27 protein-coding genes and 1 riboswitch are annotated in these 22,634 nt (G+C 72.0%); of the genes, 12 read left to right on the top strand and 15 right to left on the bottom strand.

All coding sequences use genetic code 11. From position 1 onward, the window contains the following. Window positions 1-106: 106 nt before the first annotated feature. The 3 genes from ACIBTU_RS22855 to ACIBTU_RS22865 form a co-directional block, all read right to left on the bottom strand. Window positions 107-1,120, bottom strand: coding sequence for a hemolysin family protein (locus tag ACIBTU_RS22855; protein ID WP_399128191.1), 1,014 nt, complete (start codon window positions 1,118-1,120; stop codon window positions 107-109). Next, on the bottom strand, window positions 1,117-2,463 hold the full coding sequence (locus ACIBTU_RS22860) for a hemolysin family protein (protein ID WP_399128192.1): 1,347 nt from the start codon (window positions 2,461-2,463) through the stop codon (window positions 1,117-1,119). Before ACIBTU_RS22860 ends, ACIBTU_RS22855 begins: the two co-directional genes overlap by 4 nt. Before the next feature lie 174 nt (window positions 2,464-2,637). Beyond that, window positions 2,638-3,066 carry a GNAT family N-acetyltransferase gene (locus ACIBTU_RS22865; RefSeq protein ID WP_399128193.1) on the bottom strand — a complete coding sequence of 143 codons (429 nt, stop codon included), beginning with the start codon at window positions 3,064-3,066 and terminating at the stop codon, window positions 2,638-2,640. A 125-nt stretch (window positions 3,067-3,191) separates the two neighbouring features. Between ACIBTU_RS22865 and ACIBTU_RS22870 the strand changes: the two genes are divergently transcribed. Together ACIBTU_RS22870 and ACIBTU_RS22875 are read left to right on the top strand one after the other, a co-directional pair. Further along, a complete protein-coding gene (locus ACIBTU_RS22870; RefSeq protein ID WP_399128194.1) occupies window positions 3,192-3,431 on the top strand; it encodes a toxin-antitoxin system HicB family antitoxin in 240 nt (79 codons plus the stop codon). Window positions 3,432-3,477: 46 nt separating this feature from the next. After that, window positions 3,478-3,816 carry a fic family toxin-antitoxin system, toxin component gene (locus ACIBTU_RS22875; protein WP_399128401.1) on the top strand — a complete coding sequence of 113 codons (339 nt, stop codon included), beginning with the start codon at window positions 3,478-3,480 and terminating at the stop codon, window positions 3,814-3,816. 16 nt (window positions 3,817-3,832) lie between these two features. Here the strand turns inward: ACIBTU_RS22875 and ACIBTU_RS22880 are convergent, their stop codons facing one another. The 4 genes from ACIBTU_RS22880 to bioB all read right to left on the bottom strand — a co-directional run bounded on the left by ACIBTU_RS22880 (window position 3,833) and on the right by bioB (window position 7,806). Next, window positions 3,833-4,504 (bottom strand): class I SAM-dependent methyltransferase, encoded by a 672-nt coding sequence (locus ACIBTU_RS22880; RefSeq protein ID WP_399128195.1) that lies wholly within the window; start codon window positions 4,502-4,504, stop codon window positions 3,833-3,835. A gap of 89 nt (window positions 4,505-4,593) precedes the next feature. Continuing rightward, complete coding sequence (gene bioD / locus ACIBTU_RS22885) at window positions 4,594-5,313, bottom strand: dethiobiotin synthase (RefSeq protein WP_399128196.1); 720 nt, start codon at window positions 5,311-5,313, stop codon at window positions 4,594-4,596. Window positions 5,314-5,324: 11 nt separating this feature from the next. Further along, window positions 5,325-6,614: an adenosylmethionine--8-amino-7-oxononanoate transaminase gene (locus tag ACIBTU_RS22890; protein ID WP_399128198.1), complete on the bottom strand. Its 1,290-nt coding sequence runs from the start codon at window positions 6,612-6,614 to the stop codon at window positions 5,325-5,327. After that, window positions 6,607-7,806, bottom strand: a complete 1,200-nt coding sequence (bioB, locus tag ACIBTU_RS22895; protein WP_399128199.1) for a biotin synthase BioB — start codon at window positions 7,804-7,806, stop codon at window positions 6,607-6,609. The genes ACIBTU_RS22890 and bioB overlap by 8 nt, the downstream gene beginning before the upstream one ends. 157 nt (window positions 7,807-7,963) lie before the next feature. Here bioB and ACIBTU_RS22900 point away from each other — a divergent pair, with 157 nt between their 5' ends. After that, window positions 7,964-9,148 carry an 8-amino-7-oxononanoate synthase gene (locus ACIBTU_RS22900; protein WP_399128200.1) on the top strand — a complete coding sequence of 395 codons (1,185 nt, stop codon included), beginning with the start codon at window positions 7,964-7,966 and terminating at the stop codon, window positions 9,146-9,148. Here the strand turns inward: ACIBTU_RS22900 and ACIBTU_RS22905 are convergent. Further along, on the bottom strand, window positions 9,129-9,362 hold the full coding sequence (locus ACIBTU_RS22905; protein WP_399128202.1) for a DUF397 domain-containing protein: 234 nt from the start codon (window positions 9,360-9,362) through the stop codon (window positions 9,129-9,131). The genes ACIBTU_RS22900 and ACIBTU_RS22905 overlap by 20 nt on opposite strands. A 50-nt stretch (window positions 9,363-9,412) precedes the next feature. Beyond that, complete coding sequence (locus ACIBTU_RS22910) at window positions 9,413-10,264, bottom strand: helix-turn-helix domain-containing protein (protein ID WP_399128203.1); 852 nt, start codon at window positions 10,262-10,264, stop codon at window positions 9,413-9,415. A gap of 279 nt (window positions 10,265-10,543) precedes the next feature. Between ACIBTU_RS22910 and ACIBTU_RS22915 the strand changes: the two genes are divergently transcribed. Next, on the top strand, window positions 10,544-10,984 hold the full coding sequence (locus ACIBTU_RS22915; RefSeq protein WP_399128204.1) for an ATP-binding protein: 441 nt from the start codon (window positions 10,544-10,546) through the stop codon (window positions 10,982-10,984). A gap of 50 nt (window positions 10,985-11,034) precedes the next feature. Here the strand turns inward: ACIBTU_RS22915 and ACIBTU_RS22920 are convergent, their stop codons facing one another. The 4 genes from ACIBTU_RS22920 to ACIBTU_RS22935 all read right to left on the bottom strand — a co-directional run bounded on the left by ACIBTU_RS22920 (window position 11,035) and on the right by ACIBTU_RS22935 (window position 13,572). Next, window positions 11,035-11,523, bottom strand: a complete 489-nt coding sequence (locus ACIBTU_RS22920; RefSeq protein ID WP_399128206.1) for a DUF6328 family protein — start codon at window positions 11,521-11,523, stop codon at window positions 11,035-11,037. Window positions 11,524-11,591: 68 nt separating this feature from the next. Beyond that, window positions 11,592-12,065 carry a C40 family peptidase gene (locus ACIBTU_RS22925; protein ID WP_399128207.1) on the bottom strand — a complete coding sequence of 158 codons (474 nt, stop codon included), beginning with the start codon at window positions 12,063-12,065 and terminating at the stop codon, window positions 11,592-11,594. 3 nt (window positions 12,066-12,068) lie between these two features. Then, window positions 12,069-12,195, bottom strand: a riboswitch (cyclic di-AMP (ydaO/yuaA leader). 422 nt (window positions 12,196-12,617) lie between these two features. Then, window positions 12,618-12,926 carry a hypothetical protein gene (locus tag ACIBTU_RS22930; protein WP_399128208.1) on the bottom strand — a complete coding sequence of 103 codons (309 nt, stop codon included), beginning with the start codon at window positions 12,924-12,926 and terminating at the stop codon, window positions 12,618-12,620. A gap of 7 nt (window positions 12,927-12,933) precedes the next feature. Beyond that, window positions 12,934-13,572 (bottom strand): ATP-dependent Clp protease proteolytic subunit, encoded by a 639-nt coding sequence (locus ACIBTU_RS22935; RefSeq protein ID WP_399128209.1) that lies wholly within the window; start codon window positions 13,570-13,572, stop codon window positions 12,934-12,936. Window positions 13,573-13,707: 135 nt separating this feature from the next. Between ACIBTU_RS22935 and ACIBTU_RS22940 the strand changes: the two genes are divergently transcribed. The 8 genes from ACIBTU_RS22940 to ACIBTU_RS22975 all read left to right on the top strand — a co-directional run bounded on the left by ACIBTU_RS22940 (window position 13,708) and on the right by ACIBTU_RS22975 (window position 20,662). Then, on the top strand, window positions 13,708-13,998 hold the full coding sequence (locus ACIBTU_RS22940; RefSeq protein ID WP_399128210.1) for a type II toxin-antitoxin system Phd/YefM family antitoxin: 291 nt from the start codon (window positions 13,708-13,710) through the stop codon (window positions 13,996-13,998). A gap of 247 nt (window positions 13,999-14,245) precedes the next feature. Continuing rightward, a complete protein-coding gene (locus tag ACIBTU_RS22945) occupies window positions 14,246-14,548 on the top strand; it encodes an urease subunit gamma (RefSeq protein WP_188340228.1) in 303 nt (100 codons plus the stop codon). Between the two features lie 17 nt (window positions 14,549-14,565). After that, window positions 14,566-14,877 carry an urease subunit beta gene (locus ACIBTU_RS22950; RefSeq protein WP_399128211.1) on the top strand — a complete coding sequence of 104 codons (312 nt, stop codon included), beginning with the start codon at window positions 14,566-14,568 and terminating at the stop codon, window positions 14,875-14,877. After that, window positions 14,870-16,591, top strand: coding sequence for an urease subunit alpha (locus ACIBTU_RS22955; RefSeq protein ID WP_399128212.1), 1,722 nt, complete (start codon window positions 14,870-14,872; stop codon window positions 16,589-16,591). The genes ACIBTU_RS22950 and ACIBTU_RS22955 overlap by 8 nt, the downstream gene beginning before the upstream one ends. An 18-nt stretch (window positions 16,592-16,609) precedes the next feature. After that, complete coding sequence (locus ACIBTU_RS22960; protein ID WP_399128213.1) at window positions 16,610-17,284, top strand: urease accessory protein UreF; 675 nt, start codon at window positions 16,610-16,612, stop codon at window positions 17,282-17,284. 147 nt (window positions 17,285-17,431) lie between these two features. Continuing rightward, the gene (ureG, locus tag ACIBTU_RS22965; protein WP_399128214.1) at window positions 17,432-18,112 is read left to right on the top strand and encodes an urease accessory protein UreG; all 681 of its coding nucleotides are present in this window, start codon (window positions 17,432-17,434) and stop codon (window positions 18,110-18,112) included. Next, a complete protein-coding gene (locus ACIBTU_RS22970) occupies window positions 18,109-18,897 on the top strand; it encodes an urease accessory protein UreD (protein WP_399128215.1) in 789 nt (262 codons plus the stop codon). The genes ureG and ACIBTU_RS22970 overlap by 4 nt, the downstream gene beginning before the upstream one ends. 130 nt (window positions 18,898-19,027) lie before the next feature. Next, window positions 19,028-20,662 (top strand): alpha/beta hydrolase, encoded by a 1,635-nt coding sequence (locus ACIBTU_RS22975; RefSeq protein ID WP_399128216.1) that lies wholly within the window; start codon window positions 19,028-19,030, stop codon window positions 20,660-20,662. 84 nt (window positions 20,663-20,746) lie between these two features. Here the strand turns inward: ACIBTU_RS22975 and ACIBTU_RS22980 are convergent, their stop codons facing one another. Continuing rightward, window positions 20,747-21,784, bottom strand: a complete 1,038-nt coding sequence (locus ACIBTU_RS22980; protein ID WP_399128217.1) for an NAD-dependent epimerase/dehydratase family protein — start codon at window positions 21,782-21,784, stop codon at window positions 20,747-20,749. A 73-nt stretch (window positions 21,785-21,857) separates the two neighbouring features. Continuing rightward, entirely contained in the window at window positions 21,858-22,577 is a 720-nt protein-coding gene (locus ACIBTU_RS22985; RefSeq protein ID WP_399128218.1) for a lysophospholipid acyltransferase family protein, read from the bottom strand. Window positions 22,578-22,634: the final 57 nt, after the last annotated feature.

Raw genomic sequence — 22,634 nt, forward strand, 5'->3', positions numbered from 1 at the left:
TTTTTTTTGACTCCCACACACATACCCCCCCCCCCCCCCCCCCCCCCCCCCCCCCCCCCCCCCCCCCCCCCCCCCCCCCCCCCCCCCCCCCCCGGTCCGAGGGGCGTCAGGCGGGCTGTCCGAACAGCTCGCGCAGCACGTCCTCCATGGTCACCATGCCCGCGAGCCGGCCGTCCGCGCCGAGCACGGCGGCCACATGTGTCCGGCTGCCGCGCATCGCGGTGAGCACGTCGTCGAGCGGCGTCGCCTCCCGCACGCGCGCGATCGACCGCATGTCCGGCACCCGGAACGGAAGGTCGCGCGGCATCGCGTCCAGCGCGTCCTTCACATGGAGGTAGCCGACGATGCGCCGGCCCTCGTCCACGACCGGGAAGCGCGAGAAGCCCGACTCGGCGGACAGCCGCTCCAACTGCTCCGGAGTGACGCCCACGCGCGCGTAGACGACCTTCTCGAGGGGGAGCACGACGTCCTTGACGGGGCGGCGCCCCAGCTCCAGGGCGTCGTGCAGCCGCTCCTGGGCGCGGTCGTCGATGAGCCCCGCGTCGGAGGAGTCCTTGACCATGCGGGCCAGCTCGTCGTCCGAGAACGTCGCCGCCACCTCGTCCTTGACCTCCACCCTGAGCAGCCTCAGCAGGCCGTTCGCGAAGGCGTTGATCGCGAAGATCACCGGACGCAGGGCGCGTGCCAGGGCCACCAGCGGCGGGCCGAGCAGCAGCGCCGAGCGCACCGGCTCGGCGAGCGCGATGTTCTTGGGGACCATCTCGCCGAGCAGCATGTGGAGATACGTCGCGAGCGACAGGGCGATCACGAACGAGATCGGATGGATCAGCCCGTGCGGCACCCCGACCGCGTCGAACACCGGCTCCAGAAGGTGCGCGATGGCGGGCTCGGCCACGATGCCCAGCACAAGGGTGCACAGCGTGATGCCGAGCTGCGCCGCGGCGAGCAGCGCCGACACGTGCTGCAGCCCCCACATGACGCTGCGGGCCCGCCGGTCGCCCTCCTCGGCGCGCGGCTCGATCTGGCTGCGGCGCACCGAGATCAGGGCGAACTCGGCGCCGACGAAGAACGCGTTGACGACGAGCGTCGCCAGGCCGATCAGCAGCTGGATCGCGGTCATCGTCGCGCCCCCTTCTTCGTGGTGTCCTCCGTGGTCCCGGCGGCCGGCGCGTGCAGCAGCACGCGCGCGGCGCGGTGCCCGTGCGCGTCGACGACGTCGAGCCGCCAGCCGGCGACCTCGACACTGTCGCCGACGCCGGGGATCCGGCCCAGCTCGGTCGCCATGAGGCCGGCCAGCGTCTCGTACGGGCCGTCGGGCACCCGCAGTCCGACCCGCGCGAGCCGGTCGGTGCGGGCGGCGCCGTCGGCCGAGTACAGGGTGCGGCCCTCCTCGTCGGTGCCGGCGGCCGCGATGTCCGGCGTCTCGTGCGGGTCGTGCTCGTCCCGCACCTCGCCGACGACCTCCTCGACGATGTCCTCCAGCGTCGCGACTCCGGCGGTGCCGCCGTACTCGTCGATGACGACGGCCATCGTGCGCTTGCCGGACAGCCGGTCGAGGAGCCGGTCCACGGTGAGCGTCTCCGGGACGAGCAGCGGCTCGCGCAGCAGGTCGGACACGCCCTTGCGGGCGCGCTGGTCGTCGGGCACGGCGAGCACGTCCTTGATGTGCACGACGCCGACGACCGAGTCGAGATTGCCGCGGTAGACGGGGAAGCGGGACAGGCCGGTGGCCCGCGTCGCGTTCGCCACGTCCTCGCAGGTGGCCTGCAGGTCCAGGGCCATCACCTGGACGCGCGGGGTCATCACGTTCTCCGCGGTCAGGTCGGCCAGGTTCAGGGTGCGCACGAACAGCTCGGCGGTGTCGGCCTCCAGGGCGCCTTCCTTGGCGGAGTGCCGGGCGAGTGCCATCAGCTCCTGGGGGCCGCGCGCGGAGGCCAGCTCCTCGGTGGGCTCTATGCCGAGGCGGCGCACCAGCCGGTTCGCCGTGTTGTTCAGGTGGGTGATGAACGGACGGAAGGCCGCGCTGAACCAGCGCTGCGGGGTCGCCACGCGCTTGGCCACGGCCAGGGGCGAGGAGATCGCCCAGTTCTTCGGCACGAGCTCGCCGACGACCATCAGGAACACGGTCGACAGGGCGGTGCCGAGGATGAGCGCGACCGAGGACGACGCCGAGCTCGGCACGCCGACGGCCTCGAGCGGGCCGGCGATGAGCTTGGCGACGGACGGCTCGGCGAGCATGCCGACGACCAGGTTGGTGACGGTGATGCCGAGCTGGGCGCCGGAGAGCTGGAACGTCAGGTTCCGTACGGCCTTGAGGGCGCCGGCGGCGCCGCGCTCACCGCGCTCCACGGCTGCTTCGAGATCACTGCGCTCGACGGTCGTGAGCGAGAACTCCGCCGCCACGAAGGCGCCGCAGGCCAGCGATAGGAGTACTGCGACGGCGAGCAGGAGCACTTCGGTCATCGGGTCACCTCCGTCCCATCTTCGGCCAGTGACGGGAGGGGCGCGCGATCACGGGGACCGTGCGGAGGGAGGGGCCGGATACTGGGAGGCTCGCCCATGGGCGGACGCTCACACCTTTCGCAGAGGATTCGACGGACCATGCCATAGTAAAGGATCGGCAAAGCGTCGCGTGTTTCAGTCGTCGGTCAGGGGCTTCACCCAGCGGGACCACTGCGGCTCGGGCGCGTAGCCGGCCGCCCGCCACGCGTGGTGCGCCCGCTCGTTGCGGTCCAGCACCATCGCGTCGCCGCGCCGCCCGCCCAGCGCCGCGAACCGCTCCTCGGCGGCCGCGAGCAGCGCCGAGCCGATGCCCTGGCGCCGCGCGTCGGGGGACACCGCGAGCCGGTACAGATGACAGCGCCACCCGTCGAACCCGGCGATCACCGTCCCCACCAGGACGCCGTCCCGCTCGGCGAGCAGCAGTGCGTCGGGGTCCCGGGCGACCAGGCGGTCCACGCCCGCGCGGTCGTCGCTGATGCTCGTGCCTTCCGCCGCCGTCCGCCAGAAGGCGAGGACGGCGGTCACGTCGGAGGGGCCCGCGGCCCGGATACGAAGATCACTCATGCGGCGATCCCATCACCGGCCGCCCGCCGGGCGCCGCTGTTTTCACATGCCGGACCGGAGACCGCGGCGAACGGTACGGAAGGTGACCCTTGCCGGTGCTAGCACCACGGCGCTAGCTTGAAAGCATGGCGAAGACGCAGCTGAACGTGCGGGTGGACGAGGACACCGCCCGCGCCGCCCGGGAGCGCGCGCTGTCCCGCGGCATGAGTGTGAACAAGTACATCGAGGAGCTGGTCCGGCGCGACGCGGGCGAGCTCGGGCGGACGTTCGTCGACGCGGCCGCCGACTTCATGAAGCAGTACGAGACCGTGTTCGCCGAGGAGTTCGGCGCCGACAGCGAAGGCCGGCACCGTCCCGTTGACTGAACCGTCGAACCCCTCGCACCTCACCGTCGATCTCGCCTGGCTGCTCATGATCGCCGAGCAGAAGACCCCCGGCGATCCCCAGGTCTCCGACTGGGGCGCCCTCGTCGCGGCCGTGGCCCGCCACTCCGCGGAGATCTTCGACATCCCCGTCTACGCGACGCCCCACGCGCGGGCCGCGGCGCTGCTCCAACTCCTCATCCACGTACCGGCCCTGGAGCGGTCGAACGCGATGTTCGCCTCCGCGGTCGCCTACGCCTACCTCGTCGCCAGCGGACTCAAGGTCGTCATCTCGCCCGAGCAGGTCCGCGAGTTGGCGCGGCTGGTCAAGGACGGGGCCGCGACCGTCCACGACATCGAGAAGGAACTCCGCAAGTGGAGCCTGTGAACCGCCCGGGACGCCCCTAGGGCCGGGTGGAGGTGGCGAGCGGTCGGCGGGCCGTACCGAGCACGCAGTACGACGTCGGCAGCTTCGGCCCGCGCTCCGGCATCAGCAGCTCGCGGTGGTCGATGTCCTCGAAGCCGGCCGCGCGCACCGAGGCCACCGCGTCCCGGCCCACATGGCAGCCGCCGAACAGGCGCGGCCACACGGTCCTGTCGAGGACGCCCTGCACCCGGCGCATCCTGTGCCCCGGCGCCTGCCCGTGCTCGAAGAACCGCACCTGCCCGCCCGGCCGCAGCACCCTGCGCACCTCGGCGAGCGACCGCTCCACGTCGCGCACGCTGCACAGCACCAGGCACACCACGACGGCGTCGTACGCCTCGCTCTTCACCGGCAGCGCCTCGGCCGCCCCCGGCACGACGTCGACCGGCACCTCGGCCCGCAGGGCCGCCTCGACCGCGAGCGTCCGCAGCTCACGCTCCGGCTCGATCGCGACGACCTCGGAGACGGCGGCCGGGTAGTAGCCGAAGTTCAGCCCGTTCCCGGCCCCGACCTCGAGCACCCGCCCGGACAGCCCGTCCAGCAGCTCCCTGCGCACGGGCGCCATCGCGGGCTCGGCCCGCACGCTGAACCGCGCGTAGAACCGCGCGAACCACGGATGGTGCACAGCGTCCTTGGTCCCCCGACCCGCCATACCGACCTCCAGAGCACGAGCTGTCGCCTGCACTCCGAATTGTCCTCCGACACCGGGCCCCTGTCGCCCCCTCCGCGACCAGCCAGGACTCAGTCGGCCGAAGCGGCGCGAAACTCCTCTGCGTCCCAAGTCCCGCCCAACGCGGCCCCGAGCCAGGACCCGGCCCGAGCCTGAAAATCAGCCGGTGCCAGAGCCCCGGCCCCTTCGGGAACCGCCCCCACCAAGCCGACCCCGGCCACCCGAGGCAGGTCCTCCACATTGCACCGCTCCGCGAGCCCGGGGTCCCGGGGCCAGGACCCGATGACGACCCCGGCCTGCTCCAGCCCCCGCGCTCGCAACGCCTCCGCCGTCAACTGGACGGAGTTCAGCGTGCCGAGCCCCGCCGCCGCGACCACGAGCACCGGCGCCCCGAGCAGCCGCGCCGCGTCCGCGAGCGTCGATCCCTCCTCGTCGAAGTGGACGAGCAGCCCGCCCGCCCCTTCGACCAGCACCAGATCGTGCGACGCGGCCAGCTTCTGGGCGGCCTCGGCGATCTGGGCCGGCCGCACCGGCGCCATCCCGGCCCGCGCCGCCGCCGTCCCCGGGGCCAACGGCTCCGGATAGCGCCCGAGTTCGAGACCGGTGACCCGCGACCCGGCGAGCCGCACGACGTCGTCGACGTCGCCCGGCTCGCCCGGCGCGATCCCGGTCTGCGCCGGCTTGAGCACGGCCACCGAACGGCCCGCCCGCAGGGCGACCGCGGCCACCGCCGCGGTCGTCACCGTCTTGCCGATCTCGGTCCCGGTCCCCGTGACCACCAGTACCGTCATGTCCGCTCCGTTCACCCTTCGCGCGCGGCGGCGCACACCGCACGGCCGATCCGTGCCAGATCCTCGTCACCCGTGACGTACGGCGGCATCGTGTAGACGAGGTCGCGGAACGGCCGCAGCCACACGCCCTCCGCCACCGCGGCCCGGGTCGCCGCCGCCATGTCGATCTCGTGGTCCAGCTGCACGACCCCGATCGCGCCCAGGACACGTACGTCCGTGACACCGGGCAGCTCCGCCGCGCCGGCCAGGCCGTCGCGCAGACCGGTCTCGATCCGCTTGACCTCCGCCTGCCAGTCCTGCCCGAGCAGCAGGTCGATCGAGGCGCAGGCGACGGCCGCCGCCAGCGGGTTGCCCATGAACGTCGGGCCGTGCGCGAGCACCGGGACCTCGCCGCGGGAGATCCCGTCGGCGACCCGGGGTGTGCACAGCGTCGCCGCCATCGTCAGGTATCCGCCGGTCAGCGCCTTGCCGACGCACATCACATCCGGGGTCACCGCGGCCTGCTCCGCCGCGAACAGCGTGCCGGTACGGCCGAAACCGGTCGCGATCTCGTCGAACACCAGCAGCACGTCGTGCGCGTCGCACGCCTCCCGCAGCACCCGCAGATACGCGGGGGAGTGGAAGCGCATGCCGCCCGCACCCTGCACCACCGGCTCGACCACCACGGCCGCCAGCTCGTGGGCGTGCCGCCCGATCATGTCCCGCAGCTGCTCCGCGTACGACTCCTCGTACGCGGCCGGCGGCGCGTCGGCGAACAGCTGGCGGGGCAGCACGCCCGCCCACAGCCCGTGCATGCCGCCCTCGGGGTCGCACACGGACATCGGCTGCCAGGTGTCGCCGTGGTAGCCGCCGCGCCAGGTCAGCATCCGGTGCTTCTCGGGCCGGCCCAGCGAACGCCAGTACTGCAGGCACATCTTCAGCGCGACCTCGACCGACACGGAACCCGAGTCGGCGAGGAAGACGTGCTCCAAGCCGTCGGGCGACATGTCGACAAGGCGCTCCGCGAGCCGTACGGCGGGCTCGTGCGTGAGCCCGCCGAACATGACGTGGCTCATCCGGTCCAGCTGGCCGCGCGCGGCCTCGTCCAGGACGGGGTGCCGGTAGCCGTGGATCGCCGACCACCAGGACGACATCCCGTCCACCAGCTCCCCGTGCCCGGCGACCCGCAGCCGCACCCCGGCCGCCGACTCGACGACCAGGGGCTCCTGCCGGCCCGGCATGGGCCCGTACGGATGCCAGACGTGCTGCCGGTCGAGCGCGAGCAGCTCGGTCACGCGCGGATCGGAGGGCTGATCAGGCATTGGGGGCGAGATCCGTCCCCGCGCCACGACGGCGCACCGCGACCAGATCGGTGCGCGCCTCGGACGCCGCCGGCTCCTGCGGGGCGGCCTCGGCCGCGTGGGAACCACAGCCCGACCCGGCCTCGGCCTCGTGCGAGCCGCAGCCGCCGCCCGACTCCGTACCGCACACGGAGCCGCAGCCCGCCTCCACGCGGTGCTCGGGCAGGGTCACCTGGTCGGCGCCCTCCACCTCGAAACCGGCGTCCGCGATCATGTCGAGGTCGGCCTTGCCGGCCTGGCCCTCGCTGGTCAGGTAGTCGCCCAGGAAGATCGAGTTCGCGATGTTCAGCGCCAGGGGCTGCATCGAGCGCAGGTGCACCTCGCGCCCGCCCGCGATCCGCACCTCGACGTCCGGGCAGACGAACCGCACCATGGCGAGGATCCGCAGGCAGCGCTGCGGCGTCAGGTTCCACTCCTTGGCCAGCGGCGTGCCCTCGAACGGGATCAGGAAGTTCACCGGCACCGAGTCCGGGTCGAGCTCACGCAGCGAGTAGACGACGTCGACCAGGTCCTCGTCGCTCTCGCCCATGCCCGCGATCAGACCGGAGCAGGCCGACAGGCCGGCGGCGTGCGCCTTCTGCACGGTGTCCACGCGGTCCGCGTAGGTGTGGGTCTTGGTGATGTCCCCGTACGTCGCCTCGGACGTGTTCAGGTTGTGGTTGTACGCGTCGGCGCCCGCGGTGCGCAGTCGCTCCGCCTGGCCGTCGGACAGCAGCCCGAGACAGGCGCAGACCTCGACGTCCTCGTTCTCCGACTTGATCGCGTCGATGGTCTTGGCGACCCGGTCGACGTCCTTGTCCGTGGGGCCGCGCCCGCTCGCCACCAGGCAGACCCGCTTGGCGCCGCCCGCGACACCGGCGGCCGCCGCCTTGGACGCCTCGTCCGGCTTGAGCCACGTGTACTTGAGGATCTCCGCCTTCGAGCCGAGGCGCTGCGAACAGTACGAGCAGTCCTCGGGGCACAACCCCGACTTCAGGTTCACCAGGTAGTTGAGCTTGACCCGGCGGCCGAACCACTGGCGGCGCACCTTCCCGGCCGCGGCCACCACATCGAGCAGTTCGTCGTCCGACGTCGCCAGTACGGCGAGCGCCTCTTCACGGCTCGGCAGCTCGCGCCGAAGCCCCTTGTCCACCAGCGTGTTCAGCAGGTCCATGGCCTCAGATCCTGACCTATGGCACCGCTCCCGCGAAAGGAGACTTCGTACAAAGCGTGTCGTTCGACGTGTGGGTATCACCACATCCTGACCCGGTGGCGGGGCGGCTAGGGTCTGTGCATTACCTACAAAGCGTCCTCTGCGCAACGAGGGAGTCATGGCCGCAGCCCACTCTTCTTCCGACGGTTCCGCGTTCGACTGGATCGACGACCGGCGCCGCGGCCGCGAGGCCGCCGGGCTCGTGCGCACCCTGCGCCCGCGCCCCGCGGACTCCCCGCTCCTCGACCTCGCGAGCAACGACTACCTGGGCCTGGCCCGGCACCCCGAGGTCGTCGAGGGCGCCGCGCGGGCCGCCCGCCGCTGGGGCGGCGGAGCCACCGGTTCCCGTCTGGTCACCGGCACCACGGAGCTTCACACCCGGCTGGAACAGGAGCTCGCCGCGTTCTGCGGCTTCGAGTCCGCTCTGGTCCTGTCGTCCGGTTACGCGGCCAATCTCGCCGCCGTCACGGCGCTCGCCCCGCACGGCTCGCTGATCGTGTCCGACGCGGGCAACCACGCCTCCCTCATCGACGGCTGCCGGCTCGCGCGCGGGACCACCCAGGTCGTGCCGCACGCCGACCCGGAGGCCGTCCGCAAGGCTCTGTCGACGCACGACGGGCCCTCCGTCGTGGTCTCCGACACCGTGTTCTCGGTCGACGGCGATCAGGCTCCGCTGTCCGAACTCTCCAATGCGGCACGGGAGTTCGGGGCCGGCCTGATCGTCGACGACGCCCATGGGCTCGGCGTGCTCGGCGCGGGCGGGCGGGGTGCCGCGGACGCGGTGGGCCTCGCGGGCGCGCCGGACACCGTCGTGACCGTCACCCTGTCCAAGTCCTTCGGCAGCCAGGGCGGCGCCGTCCTCGGTCCGGCCCGGGTCATCGACCATCTGATCAACACGGCCCGTACGTTCATCTTCGACACGGGACTCGCGCCGGCCGCCGCCGGTGCCGCCCTCGCCGCGCTCGAACTGCTGCGGGCGCGGCCCGAGCTCGCGCGGCAGGCCGGGCAGGTCGCGCGGTCGCTGCACGAGAGGCTCGTCGGGGAAGGCCTGACGGCCGTCGCGCCCGAGGCGGCGGTCGTCTCCGTGCGGGCCCCCTCGCCGGACGAGGCCGTGCGCTGGGCGGCGGACTGCCGGGCGGCGGGCCTGTCGGTCGGCTGCTTCCGGCCGCCGTCCGTGCCCGACGGGATCTCCCGGCTGCGGCTGACCGCCCGCGCCGACCTGACGCAAGATCAGATCGCCGAGGCCGTAGGGGTGATCAGCCGCACGGCGCCCGCCGGAGCGTTCACCGCAGGGAGTCGATGAACCCCTCCCACGCGGCGGGGGTGAACAGGAGCGCGGGCCCGGCCGGGTCCTTGGAGTCGCGGACGGCGAGCCGACCGGCCACGGCCCGGCCGGCCGGCCGCGCCGTCTCGACACAGTTGTTGGCACCCGTGCTGCGGCTGCTGCGGCGCCATCGCGCGGCGCCCAGAAGTGCGGTGGAGGGGACGGTGGGACCGTGCCGAGGCGGAGCGGTCATGGTGCCTCCTTACCCAGCGCCGGGGCAGCGCGAGGCGTCGGCGTCCTCGCCTACCCGGCGATCTGTGCGATGAATTCCAGCGAGTCATCGGGCGAAAGTGCGTGGAGCAGGAGAGCGTCGAAGGCGTGTGCGTACGCCCTGAGGTCTTCTTTCCGCTCGAGATAGAGGCTATTCGTCAAATGGTCGAGGACGACCACATCCAGATCGGATGTGTTCGGAAACGAGAAGACTACGAACGGTCCGGTCAGGCCGATGTGCCCACCCGCGGTGAACGGAAGCACCTGGATCCGGACATGCGGCAGCCGCGCCGCCTCCACCAGCCACGCCAACTGCCCCTCCAGCACCCCCGGTCCGCCCACCACGCGCCGCAGCACCGCCTCGTCGAGCACGGCGGTCAGCTCCAGCGGCGGGTCCGCCCGCAGCACGTCCTGCCGCGCGAGCCGTACCTCCACCAGGGCGTCGATGTGCCGCTCCGGCGTCCCGGCGAGCACCGAACGCGTCACCGCGCGGGCGTACTCCGGCGTCTGCAGCAGCCCCGGCACCACGCTCGTCTCCAGCGTGCGGATGCGACAGGCCTGCGACTCCAGACTGATGAAGTCCCGGTACGAGGGCGGCAGCAGCCCCCGGTAGGCGTGCCACCAGTGCTGGACGCCCGCGTCGTCACCGCCGGCCAGCGCGACCACCAGCTCGCGCAGCCGGGGATCCCTGGCCTCCAGCGCGTCGAGCAGCAACAGCACGTCCGACGGCTTCACGCCACTGCGGCCCGTCTCGATGCGGCTCACTTTCGACTGGTGCCAGCCCACGAGCCGGGCCGCCTCGCCACTGGTGAGCCCGGCGCTCACCCGGAGCGCGCGCAACTCGGCGCCGAGCTTGCGGCGCCGCACCGCGGGACCGTACTTCATGCTGACTCCTCAGGCTTCGCGGCGCGGCGGCCGCATCCTCCCGGCCCGTTCGGCTGCGCTCACCCGCACGACGGTAGAACACCGCGCGTGCGGCCGCCCAAATACGGTCTACCGTCGTAGAGTTCACCGCTTCGAGCGACAGATATATGCATATCTTGGGGGATCGGCTGCCCGTGAGCAGGCCCAAGTGGCACTCTGGCGCGAAGCAGTCGGGGGCCGCGCGCGAGAGATCCGCGAGTGCCGGACAAGCGGCCCCGGCGGGAAAGGGACGACGTCGCCATGGCAGATCACCAGGAAGCATCCGTCACGCTGCCGAGCGACGCCGCATCGGTGTCGGCCGCCCGCTCCTACGTCGCCACCGTGCTGACCGAATGGGGCATGCCGGTGGACTGCGACACCGCCGACACGGTCCGCCTCATCGTCTCGGAGCTCGCGACCAACGCGGTGCAGCACACCCGCGGACAGTCACCCACGTTCACCGTCGACCTCGCGCTGGAGCGGGACGAGCACCTGCGCATCGGCGTCACGGACAGTCACCCGCGCTATCCCAAGCGCCTGCCCGCCGCGGTCCAGCAGGACAACGGCCGGGGCATGGTGATCATCCGCTGTCTCACCGCGGAGTGCGGCGGCAGACTCTCGGTCGCCCCGACCCCCGAGGGCGGCAAGACGGTGTGGATCGCCCTGCCCTGGGTGACCGCGGCGCCGACGTCCGTGTACTGATCCTCGAACCGGCGGGCCCCGGTGCGGCCTCGACCGCCCCCGGGCTCTCGTCAGGCCGGCGGAGCCGCTCGCCGCCTGACGAGCGCTCGCCGCAGCAGCCACGGCATGACCGCCCACAGGCCCGCGCACACGACGAAGGTGCCCACGCCCGCCGCGATGCCCGCGGCGCGGTTCAGCGTCACGTCGACCACCAGGAGCACCGAAGCGCTCAGGGCGAGCACCAGCGCCGCCATGCCGCAGGCCGCGAGCCGCGAGGACACCCGCACGATCTGCGGCTTCGCGCCGAGGTGGAACAGGACGCGGTGCACGGCCGCCGGCGCGGTCAGCAGGGCGGCCGCCAGGACCGCGAGCAGCAGCGTCGTCACGTACGTGGCCCGCTGCACGGTGTCCAGGGACGGGAAGCGGGCCGTGAACGCGAGGGTGAGCAGGAAGGCGAACAGGAACTGCACCCCGGTCTGCATGACGCGCAGCTCCTGCAGCAGCTCACCGAAGTTGCGGTCGGCCCGCTCCAGCGGCGTCTCGTTGCGCTCGTCGTCCATGACGCATGGGTAACCGCCGGCGCGGTTCTCAACCCCTCACGACCCCCCGGGCGGCCGTGCGGCGGGCCTCAGCGCACCCGGCCGTACCAGACGCTCTTCGTCCAGATCTTCTGCAGCCGCACGACGTCCCCGGTCTTGGGGGAGTGCCAGATGCGTCCCTTCCCGGCGTAGATGCCGACGTGGTAGACGCTGCGGCCCGAATGGAAGAACACCAGGTCACCCTGCTTGCGGGTGGAGGCCGAGACATGGCGGGTCTTGTTGTACTGCTGCGCGGCGGTGCGGGGCAGGCTCTTGCCCGCGCGCTTGAACGAGTAGAGCGTCAGTCCGGAACAGTCGAACCGGTGCGGCCCGGTGGCGCCCCACCTGTAGGGCGCTCCCTTCTTCGAAGCCGCGATCTGCAGTGCCTTGGTGGAGGCTGTCGCCGCCGAGGCCTCGGCGGCCGCGCCGGGGACCATCAGGCCCGCTCCGGCGACCGCGAAGGTCAGGGCCGAGGCCGTTCCGGCCCGGCTGAGCAGCGAGGGAACACGATTGAGCGCAGTCATGCGCAACCCTTCGTCAACCGCCTGCGAAGGATGACCTGTCGGGTTCGGACTGGCGAAGACGCCCGGCCGCACAACGCGGCTTCACCCCAAGGGCCCCTCGCCCGCAACTCCGGCTGAGCTGCGGCGGCGGCCCGTCGTACCTGGGTCCTCCACTCCTGCCGATGCACTTCTGTCGACCTGGCATCCGTGCGGCGGCAGGACTCGGCGTCCGCACGGACCGCCCCGCCGCTGTGGCGGGGGCTTGTCGTCGGAAGGGATCTTGACGCACTCGTGTCGTGAAATCCGAGTTGAACCAGCGGTAAGTGAGGCTCCTCACGCTTGGCCCGTTCAGGTGGACAGTGCGGCATTCGATCTTCGGTCGAGGGTGTCGACCATGCCCGTACCAGCGGCGGAACCGAAGATTCCGCTGTCCGCCTACGGTTCTGGCGCAACTCCTTCGGCCCCTAAGTGCGTACGGGCGTCTACGCCGAACGGGGGTACCTCTTCTGGCTCGTTTGGGTCGCCCCGCAGACGCTTCGGGCCGGATCGAGCCGTCGATGACCGCGGAGGTCCTCAACCGACCGTTTCGGGCGGCAAAGTGACCCTCTGTGTTCGCCTCTCGCCGTCGAGGACCCGCAGCGCGCGGGCGAGGGTCGCCGCGTGGACCTGGCTCTCGCCCCTCCGGTGCATCAGGTCGAGCGCGTCCCGCAGTTCGGTCGCCCGGCTCACGAGCGCCTGCGCCGCGCGCAGCCCCCGGTAGGTGTCGTCGCCCCGCGCCGGATTGATCCGCGCGATCAGATCGACCACCTCCAGATAACGGTCGATGAGCTCGCACTCGGCCCGTGTCAGCGAGGGCAGGGGCGGCAGTTCGGGTGGGTACATCGACGTGTCACCTCCGTCCGGGCGTGCCCTGCGCCGACGACTTGCGGCTCTGCACGACCTGGTCCACCAGGCCGTGCTCCAGGGCCTGTTCGGCCGTGAGGACCGTGTCCCGCTCGATGTCCGCGTGCACCTGGTCCCGGGACCGGGACGAGTGCCGCGCGAGCATCTCCTCCAACTGCTCGCGCATCCGCACGATCTCCCGCGCCTGCAGCTCCAGGTCGGTGGGCTGCCCCTGGACCGGCTCCGGCAGGGCCGGCTGGTCGAGCACCACGCGGGCGCCCGGCAGCATCGTCCGCTTCCCGGGAGCCCCGGCCGCGAGCAGCACGGCCGCGACCGAGGCGGTCTGCCCCAGGCAGGTCGTCGCGACCTCGCAGCTGACGAACTGCATCGTGTCGTAGATCGCGGTCATCGCACTGAACGAGCCGCCCGGGGAGTTGATGTACAGGGCGATGTCCCGGTCGGGCGCCAGGTACTCGAGGTGCATGAACTGCGCCATCACGTCGTTCGCCGACGTGTCGTCGATCGGTGTCCCGAGGAAGACGATGCGCTCCTCCAGGAGCTTCGAGTAGGGGTCGAGCGTGCGCTGTCCCGCGCTCGTGCGCTCGGTGAACTCCGGCAGGACGTAACGACTGGTCGGACGGGTCATGGCGGTCGCGCCTCCGCTGCTCGTAGGGGTCTGCCCGGCGGTGTGCCCGGTGACGTGCCGAGGGTGTGCCCGGGGTGTGCCCTGGGGTGTGCCTGTAAAAAATGTACAGGACGTACATGACGTACGATGGGGAGCATGGCCTACGAGATTCCGGTGACGCAAGCGAGAGCTGAGCTCGCCGATCTGATCAATCGCGTGGTGTACGGCGGCGAGCGCGTCGTCGTCACCCGGCACGGCAAGCCGCTCGTCGCCCTCGTATCGGCCGCCGACCTGGAGCGACTCGAAGAGCTCGGGGCTCCGGCGGGGGACTCCGTGGAGGAGCCCGTCATCTCGTCCGTCGCTCGTCTGGGTTCCCTGTCGTCCGCTCCGGGCGAACGGCAGCGCTTCGGCATCGCCGCAGAACACCGGGGCCCCGAGGTCCGCTAGGCCCGAGGCCGGTTGGTCAGGGGCTCACCTTGTCCCGGCAATGGGACGGTCAAGTGACGGTTAACCTCGTTGAAACTCCTCGGTATTAGCCTTCCGGCCCACGTCACCAGGGGTTTTCGTATCCGGGGTGCGCAAGATCGCGCACATTAGATGTGTGTTACATCTATGCGTAACCGGTTACCCCCGTCGCGGTGGCCGCGGCAGCCGGGCCCCGCACGGTCCGGAGCGAAGGACTGAGGTGGGACGCGTGCAACTGACCCCGCACGAGCAGGAAAGACTGCTCATCCATGTGGCCGCCGACGTGGCCGAGAAGCGCCGGGCCCGCGGGGTGAGACTCAATCACCCCGAGGCGATCGCGCTGCTCACCTCGCACATCCTCGAAGGCGCCCGCGACGGCCGCACCGTCGCCGAACTCATGGCGTCCGGACGCAAGGTGCTCACCCGGGACGACGTCATGGACGGCATCCCCGAGATGATCCACGACGTCCAGGTCGAGGCGACGTTCCCCGACGGGACGAAGCTCGTCACCGTGCACGAGCCGATCATCTGACGGGAGCGGACGACACCATGATTCCCGGAGAGATCCTCTACGCCGACGAACCCGTCGTGGTCAACGAGGGCCGCGACGTCATACGTATGACGGTGCTCAACGCCGCCGACCGGCCCGTCCAGGTCGGCTCCCACTACCACTTCGCCGAGGCCAACCCCGGCCTCGAGCTCGACCGTGCCGCGGCCCGCGGCCGGCGGCTCAACATCGCCGCCGGAACGGCCGTCCGCTTCGAGCCCGGCATCCCCGTCGACGTCGAACTCGTCCCGCTCGCCGGCCGTCGCGTCGTCCCCGGCCTGCGCGGTGAGACCGGAGGTCCCCTCGATGCCTGAACTGTCCCGCGCCGCCTACGCCGACCTGTTCGGCCCCACGACCGGTGACCGCATCCGGCTCGCCGACACGGACCTGCTGGTCGAGATCGAGGAGGACCGCTCGGGCGGCCCCGGCCGCTCCGGCGACGAGGCCGTCTTCGGCGGCGGCAAGGTCATCCGCGAGTCCATGGGGCAGTCGCGCGCCACCCGCGCCGAAGGCACCCCGGACACCGTGATCACCGGCGCCGTCGTCCTCGACCACTGGGGCGTCGTCAAGGCCGACATCGGCATCCGCGACGGCCGCATCACCGGGATCGGCAAGGCCGGCAACCCCGACACGATGGACGGCGTCCACCCCGACCTCGTCATCGGCCCCGAGACCGAGGTGCTCGCCGGAAACGGCAAGATCCTCACCGCCGGCGGCATCGACACCCACATCCACTTCATCTCGCCGACCATCGTCGACGAGGCGCTCGCCGCCGGCGTCACCACGCTGATCGGCGGCGGCACCGGCCCCGCCGAGGGCAGCAAGGCGACCACCGTCACGCCCGGCTCCTGGCACCTGGCCCGGATGTTCGCCGCCATGGAGCACAGCCCCGTCAACATCGGCTTCCTCGGCAAGGGCAACACGATGTCGAAGGAGTCCATGCGCGACCAGCTGCGCGCGGGCATCCTCGGCTTCAAGATCCACGAGGACTGGGGCGCCACCCCCGCCGTGATCTCCGCCTGCCTCGACGTCTGCGAGGAGTCCGGCGCCCAACTGGCGGTCCATACCGACACGTTGAACGAGGCCGGATTCGTCCAGGACACCTTCGACGCCGTCGCGGGACGCACCCTGCACGCCTTCCATGTCGAGGGCGCGGGCGGCGGTCACGCACCCGACATGATCACCGCCGTGTCGCTGCCCCACATGCTGCCCAGCTCCACCAACCCGACCCGGCCGCACACCGTCAACACGGTCGAGGAACACCTCGACATGCTGATGGTCTGTCACCACCTCAACCCCGCCGTGCCGGAGGACCTGGCCTTCGCCGAGTCCCGTATCCGGCCCACCACCATCGCGGCCGAGGACATCCTGCACGACCTCGGCGCCATCTCGATCATGTCCTCGGACTCGCAGGCCATGGGCCGCATCGGCGAGGTCATCATGCGCACCTGGCAGACCGCACACGTGATGAAGCGCCGCCGCGGCTTTCTGCCCGGAGACACCCGCGCCGACAACGCCCGCGCCCGTCGCTACGTCGCCAAGTACACGATCAATGCGGCGATCTCGCAGGGCATCGAGCACGAGATCGGCTCCGTCGAGAGCGGCAAACTCGCCGACCTCGTGCTGTGGGACCCGAAGTTCTTCGGCGTGAAGCCGCAGGTGGTGCTCAAGGGCGGCCAGATCGCCTACGCGCAGATGGGCGACGCCAACGCCTCCATCCCCACCCCGCAGCCGGTCCTGCCGCGCCCGATGTTCGGGGCCCGCGGCGCGGCGCCCGCCGCCAACTCGTTCAACTTCGTCGCCGAGGCGGCGATCGAGGACGGGCTGCCGGAGCGCCTCGGTCTCGGGCGCGCGTTCGTGCCGATCCGGTCGACGCGCGGCCGTACCAAGGCCGACATGGTCAACAACGACGCACTGCCCCGCGTCAAGGTCGCCCCGGACTCGTTCGCGGTGACCATCGACGGCGAACTCGTCGAGCCCGAACCGGCCACGGAACTGCCGCTCGCCCAGCGGTACTTCCTCTTCTGAGGGGCGCGTGCCCGCCTCATGACACGCGCCGCCCTGCTCGTCCTGGCCGACGGCCGCTTCCCCGCCGGAGGGCACGCCCACTCCGGCGGGGCGGAGGCCGCCGTCAAGGCGGGCCGCATCACCGACGCCGCGAGCCTGGAGGAGTTCTGCCGCGGCCGGCTGCACACCAGCGGCCTGGCAGCGGCCGCCCTCGCCGCGGCCGCCGCGCTCGGCGTCGACCCGGTCGCACTCGACACCGCGGCCGACGCCCGCACCCCCTCCGAAGCCCTGCGCACCGCCGCCCGCAGACTCGGCCGGCAGCTGATGCGGGCCGCCCGCGCCACTTGGCCGGACCCCGAACTCGACGCCCTGGCCGCGAAGTTCCCCAAGGGCGCGCACCAGCCCGTCGTGCTCGGCCTCGCCGCCCGCGCCGCCGGACTCGGCCCCGAGGACGCCGCGTACTGCTCCGCGTACGAAGGGGTCGGCGGGCCCGCGACCGCCGTCGTACGCCTGCTCAGCCTCGACCCGTTCGACGCGACCCGTGTGCTCGCCCGGCTCGCCCCCGAGCTGGATCTGGTCGTGCGGGACGCGGTGGACGCGGCCCGGTCGGCCGTCGACGAAGGGGTCGACGTGCTGCCCGCCGGGTCGGCGCCGCTGCTGGAGATCAGCGCGGAGGCGCATGCCGCTTGGGCTGTGCGGTTGTTCGCGTCCTAGCGGTGCGCGTCCTAGGGGTGCGCGTCCGTCGCCACCCTTCTGTCACTGATTCGGGGGCTGCGCCCCCGGACCCCCCTCGGCCTGGACGGCCTTGTCCTCAAGCGCCGGACGGGCTGGGGGCCTGTCTCATTGGAGTTGAAGCACGTCATGCACCTTGGTCACTCTCACGACGACGCGTCCGCCGTCTCCGCCGACGCCCGGCGGCCCGACGGGAACCGGCGCGCCCTGCGCATCGGGCTCGGCGGGCCCGTGGGGTCCGGCAAGACCGCGACCGTCGCCGCCCTGTGCCGTGCCCTGCGCGACGAACTGTCCCTCGCCGTCGTCACGAACGACATCTACACGCGCGAGGACGCCGAGTTCCTGCTGCGCGAGGCCGTCCTGCCGCCCGAGCGGATCACCGCCGTCGAGACCGGCGCCTGCCCGCACACCGCCATCCGCGACGACATCTCCGCCAACCTGGAGGCCGTCGAGGACCTGGAGGACGAGGTCGGGCCGCTCGACCTGGTCCTCGTCGAGTCCGGCGGCGACAACCTGACCGCCACCTTCTCCAAGGGCCTCGTCGACGCCCAGATCTTCGTCATCGACGTCGCGGGCGGCGACGACATCCCGCGCAAGGGCGGCCCCGGCGTCACCACCGCCGACCTCCTCGTCGTCAACAAGACCGACCTCGCCCCTCATGTCGGCTCCGACCTCGACCGGATGTCCGCCGACGCCGACAAGCAGCGGGGCGGGCTCCCCGTCGTCTTCCAGTCGCTGCGCGCCGAGGGCGGCGTCGGCGAGGTGGCCGGCTGGGTGCGGGAGCGGATCGCCGCCTGGACCGCCGCATGAGCACCCGTCAGGCCCGGGCCGGCGTCCGGGCCGGGGTCCGGTCCGTCGCCCGCGTCGTGGCCCGCGGTGACGGCCGGGGCGGCACGGCCCTGCCCGTGCTGGAGAGCGAGGGCTCGTTCGCGCTGCGCCGCACCCGGGGCGCCGGGACGCAGGCCCGCGTCCTGCTGGTCGGCGCCATGGGCGGCCCGCTGGGCGGTGACCACGCGACCTTCGAGGCGCACGCGCAGGAGGGCGCTCACCTGCACGTCGGGTCGGTCGCCGCGACGATCGCGCTGCCCGGCCAGTCCGGGGGCGAGGCCCGTCAGGACGTACGGCTCACGATCGCGGACGGGGCCCGGCTCGACTGGCTGCCCGAGCAGCTGATCTCGGCCGGCGGCAGTGACCTGCGCGTCACCACGCGCGCGGAGCTCGCACCCGGAGCGCACCTCGTGCTGCGCGAGGAGCAGATGCTCGGCCGGGTCGGCGAGCAACCCGGACGGCTCACCAGCCGTCTCACCGTGTGGCGTGCGGGTCGGCCGCTGCTCGACCAGGAGCTGGCCTGCGGCCTGGGCGCGCCCGGGGGCTGGGACGGTCCGGCGGTCCTCGCGGGCCACCGGGCACTGGGGCAACTCGTGGTCGTACGTCCCGATTTCGAACGGGACAAGCCCGCGGCCTGCCTGCTCGACGAGACGGGGACGGCCGCGCTGACCCCGCTCGCGGGTCCCGCCGTGCTGGTCACCGCCGTCGCACCGGACGGGCTGCGGCTGCGCCGGACGCTCGACCTGGCGCTCTCCCGGCTCACCTGACCGCTGACCGGGACGAGTTATACCGTTTATCGGATTGGTAAAGAACGCCCGTCAACCCTGTTGCCGGGGTCGCGCGCACGACAGGATCCGCGTACCGATCAGCAACACGATCGACGTAACGATCGAATCGATGTGCGGGAGGGCTCACTTGAGACGGACTCGACAGACGAGTCGCGGCAGCCGGAAGGTGGTGATCGGCTCCGCGGGCGCCTTTGCGGCCGCGGCGCTGATAGCGGGCGCGGTCAGCGCCCCCGCCGCCAACGCGGCGCCGCAGAAGAGCGGTCAGACGTCCTACGACCGCGAGGCACGCGGAGCGGCCATGGCCGCCGCGCGCGCGGAGAAGCAGGGCATCGACTGGAAGGACTGTCCCGCGGACTGGGGTCTGGCCTCGCCGATCCAGTGCGGCTGGGTCAGCGTTCCGCTCGACTACGCCAAGCCGAACGGCAAGCAGATCAAGCTGGCCGTCGACCGCGTCGGCAGCACGGGCACCAAGGACGAGCGCCAGGGCGCCCTCGTCTACAACCCGGGCGGCCCCGGCGGTTCGGGCATGCGCTTCCCGACGCGCGTGACCAACAAGAACCCGATCTACGCGAAGATGGCGAAGGCGTACGACTTCGTCGGCTTCGACCCGCGTGGTGTCGGCCACTCCGCCCCGATCTCCTGCATCGACCCGCAGGAGTTCGTCAAGGCGCCCAAGGCCGACCCGGTCCCGGACACCGAGGCGGACAAGCTTGCCCAGCGCAAGCTCGCCAAGGAGTACGCGGACGGCTGCTACGAGCGCAGCGGCGAGATGCTGCCCCACATGACGACGCCGAACACCGCGCGTGACCTCGACGTCATCCGGGCCGCCCTCGGCGAGAAGAAGCTCAACTACCTGGGCGTCTCCTACGGCACCTACCTCGGCGCCGTCTACGGCACCCTCTTCCCGGGTCACGTCCGCCGCATGATTGTCGACTCCGTCGTCAACCCGGCCAAGGACAACATCTGGTACGAGGCGAACCTGAACCAGGACATCGCCTTCGAGGGCCGCTGGAAGGACTGGCAGGACTGGGTCGCCAAGAACGACGCCACCTTCCACCTAGGCGACACCCGCGACAAGGTCCAGAAGCAGTGGGAGACCCTGCGCGCGACCGCGAAGAAGAGCCCCATCGGCGGGGTCGTCGGCCCGGCCGAGCTCATCAGCTTCTTCCAGAGCGCGCCGTACTACGACTCCGCGTGGGTGCCCACCGCCCAGGTGTGGAGCAAGTACGTCGCCGGTGACACCCAGGCACTCGTCGACGCCGCCGCCCCCGACATGTCGGACACCAAGGGCAACGCGTCGTCCGAGAACGGCAACGCGGTCTACACGGCCGTGGAGTGCGCCGACGCCAAGTGGCCCACCAGCTGGCAGCGTTGGGACCGCGACAACACGGAGCTGCACAAGCAGTACCCGTTCATGACGTGGGCCAACGCGTGGATGAACCTGCCGTGCGCCACGTGGAAGACCAAGCAGCAGACCCCGCTGAACGTGAAGACCGGCAAGGGTCTGCCCTCGGTCCTCATCGTCCAGTCGGAGCGCGACGCCGCCACGCCGTACGACGGCGCCGTCGAGCTGCACAAGCGGTTCCAGGGTTCCCGTCTCATCACCGAGAAGGACGCCGGCTCGCACGGCGTCACGGGCCTGACGAACCCCTGCATCAACGACCGGGTCGACACCTACCTGCTCACGGGCAAGGTGGACGACAAGGACGTGACGTGCGCCCCGCACGCCACGCCCAAGCCGTGACGGTTCGCTGAGCACCACGCACACGACCGGCCCGGTCCCCGCCACCACGGTGGGGGCCGGGCCGGCCGCGTGGGCGCCCGCGGCTCAACCGCGCGACGCGAGCCAGGCGTCCTCGGCCGCGTAGTCGAACAGCCCCGTCGTGTAGTTCCGCACCATCTTCGGGAAGCCCACCGTCCAGTCCGGCTCCTCCGTCATGCGCCGCGTCAGCCACTCCACGGTCTCCGGGAGCGCCTCCACGTACGTGGTGACGGGCTCGTAGCCGAGCTCCTCGCGGGCCGCCGTCATGTCCATCAGCACCGGGTTCGGCATCCCCCACGGGCTGTCCCCGACGGTCGGCGCCGGCGGAGCACCGTCCAGCAGCACCGTCTCGGTCTCCACCCCCATCAGAGCGTCGATCATGGCGCCGATCTCGGCGACCGTGGGGGAGTCGGGGTCCGCCCCGTTCAGGATCCGCGAGCCGGGCCGCAGCGCGGCGAGCCGCACCAGCTCCGCCAGGTTGTACACGCTCGCCGGGTGGAAGCGGGACTCCCCGCGGTACGCCAGCACGCGCGTGCGCCGCCCGTCCAGGTTCCGCTTGACGAAGTACAGCTCGCGCGGGGTGCGGCAGTGCGGGCCGTGCACCGCCGACGCCCGGATCATCGTCGTCGGAAGCTTCTCGCCCAGCGCCAGCAGATCCCGCTCGATCCGCACCTTGCGCGGCCCGTAGCCCTCGTCGGCGGGGGCCACCGTCCGGCAGGTCTCCGGGATCGGCACCGGATAGACCGGCATCCCGTCCGGCTCCTCCTGCGTCGCGAAGCCCCGGCCCTGCTCGTCCTCGTACACCGCGCCGCTCGAGATCACCACGGCCGAGCCGACCCGGCCGGCCAGCGCCGCCAGCTGCCGCCCGTGCCGCGGCTCGAACGCCACCATGTCCACGACCACGTCCACGCCGTCGCCGACCAGGGCGGCCAGCGCCGCGTCGTCGTCCCGGTCGAGCCGCACCGAGCGCACCTCGTCGGGCCACGCCGCGTCCCGGTTCCCGCTCAGCGACGCCGCCGTCACCGCCCAGCCGTCCTCCGCGAGCGCCCGTACCGCCGGGCGCCCGATCTGTCCCGCTCCACCGATCACCAATGCCGTCTTCATGCCGCGACCGTATGCGCCCGGCACCCCGAGGACCGAGCGTTTTCTGCTCAGCGCAGAGCGGTCGGCGGCGCGCTCAGCTCAGGGGCATGCGGGGGAACCTGCGGGACTTGGCCGCCGCCTCGGCCTCGGCCTTCGCCACCGCCGCGTACTGGTCCACGTACTCCTGACCGGACAGCTCCAGGATCGCGTAGATGATCTCGTCGGTGACCGCGCGCAGGATCGCCTTCTCGCCCTCCATGCCCGCGTACCGGGAGAAGTCCAGCGGGCGGCCGAAGCGGATCGTCACCCGGCGCAGGCTCGGGATCTTCTGGCCCGGCGGCTGCGCCTCGAACGTGCCGATCATCGCGCACGGGATCACCGGCACCCCGGCGCCGAGCGCCATCGCGGCGACGCCGACCTTGCCCTTGTAGAGGCGGCCGTCGTGCGAGCGGGTGCCCTCCGGGTAGATGCCCAGCAGCTCACCGCGCCCCAGCACGCCGAGCCCCTCGCGGATCGCCGCCTGGCCCGCCTCCCGGCCCGACCGGTCCACCGGGATCTGGCCCGCGCTGCGGAAGAACGCCGCCGTCAGCCGGCCCTTGATCCCCGGACCCGTGAAGTACTCCGCCTTCGCCAGGAACGTGATCCGGCGCTTCAGGATCGCCGGCATCAGGAAGTGGTCCGAGAACGACAGATGGTTGCCGGCGACGATCGCCGCGCCCGAGTCCGGAATGTGCTCCAGACCCTCGATCCGCGGCCGGAACATCAGCCGCAGCAGTGGCCCGAGCAGCACGTACTTGAGCAGTCGGTAGAACATCGCCGGTCGCCTTCCCCCGTGGATCGCATGCGGTGCGCGCACCGCATGAAGAGCTGT

It is taken from the genome of Streptomyces sp. NPDC050145 (genome assembly GCF_044460245.1).
Classification (GTDB): Bacteria; Actinomycetota; Actinomycetes; order Streptomycetales; family Streptomycetaceae; genus Streptomyces.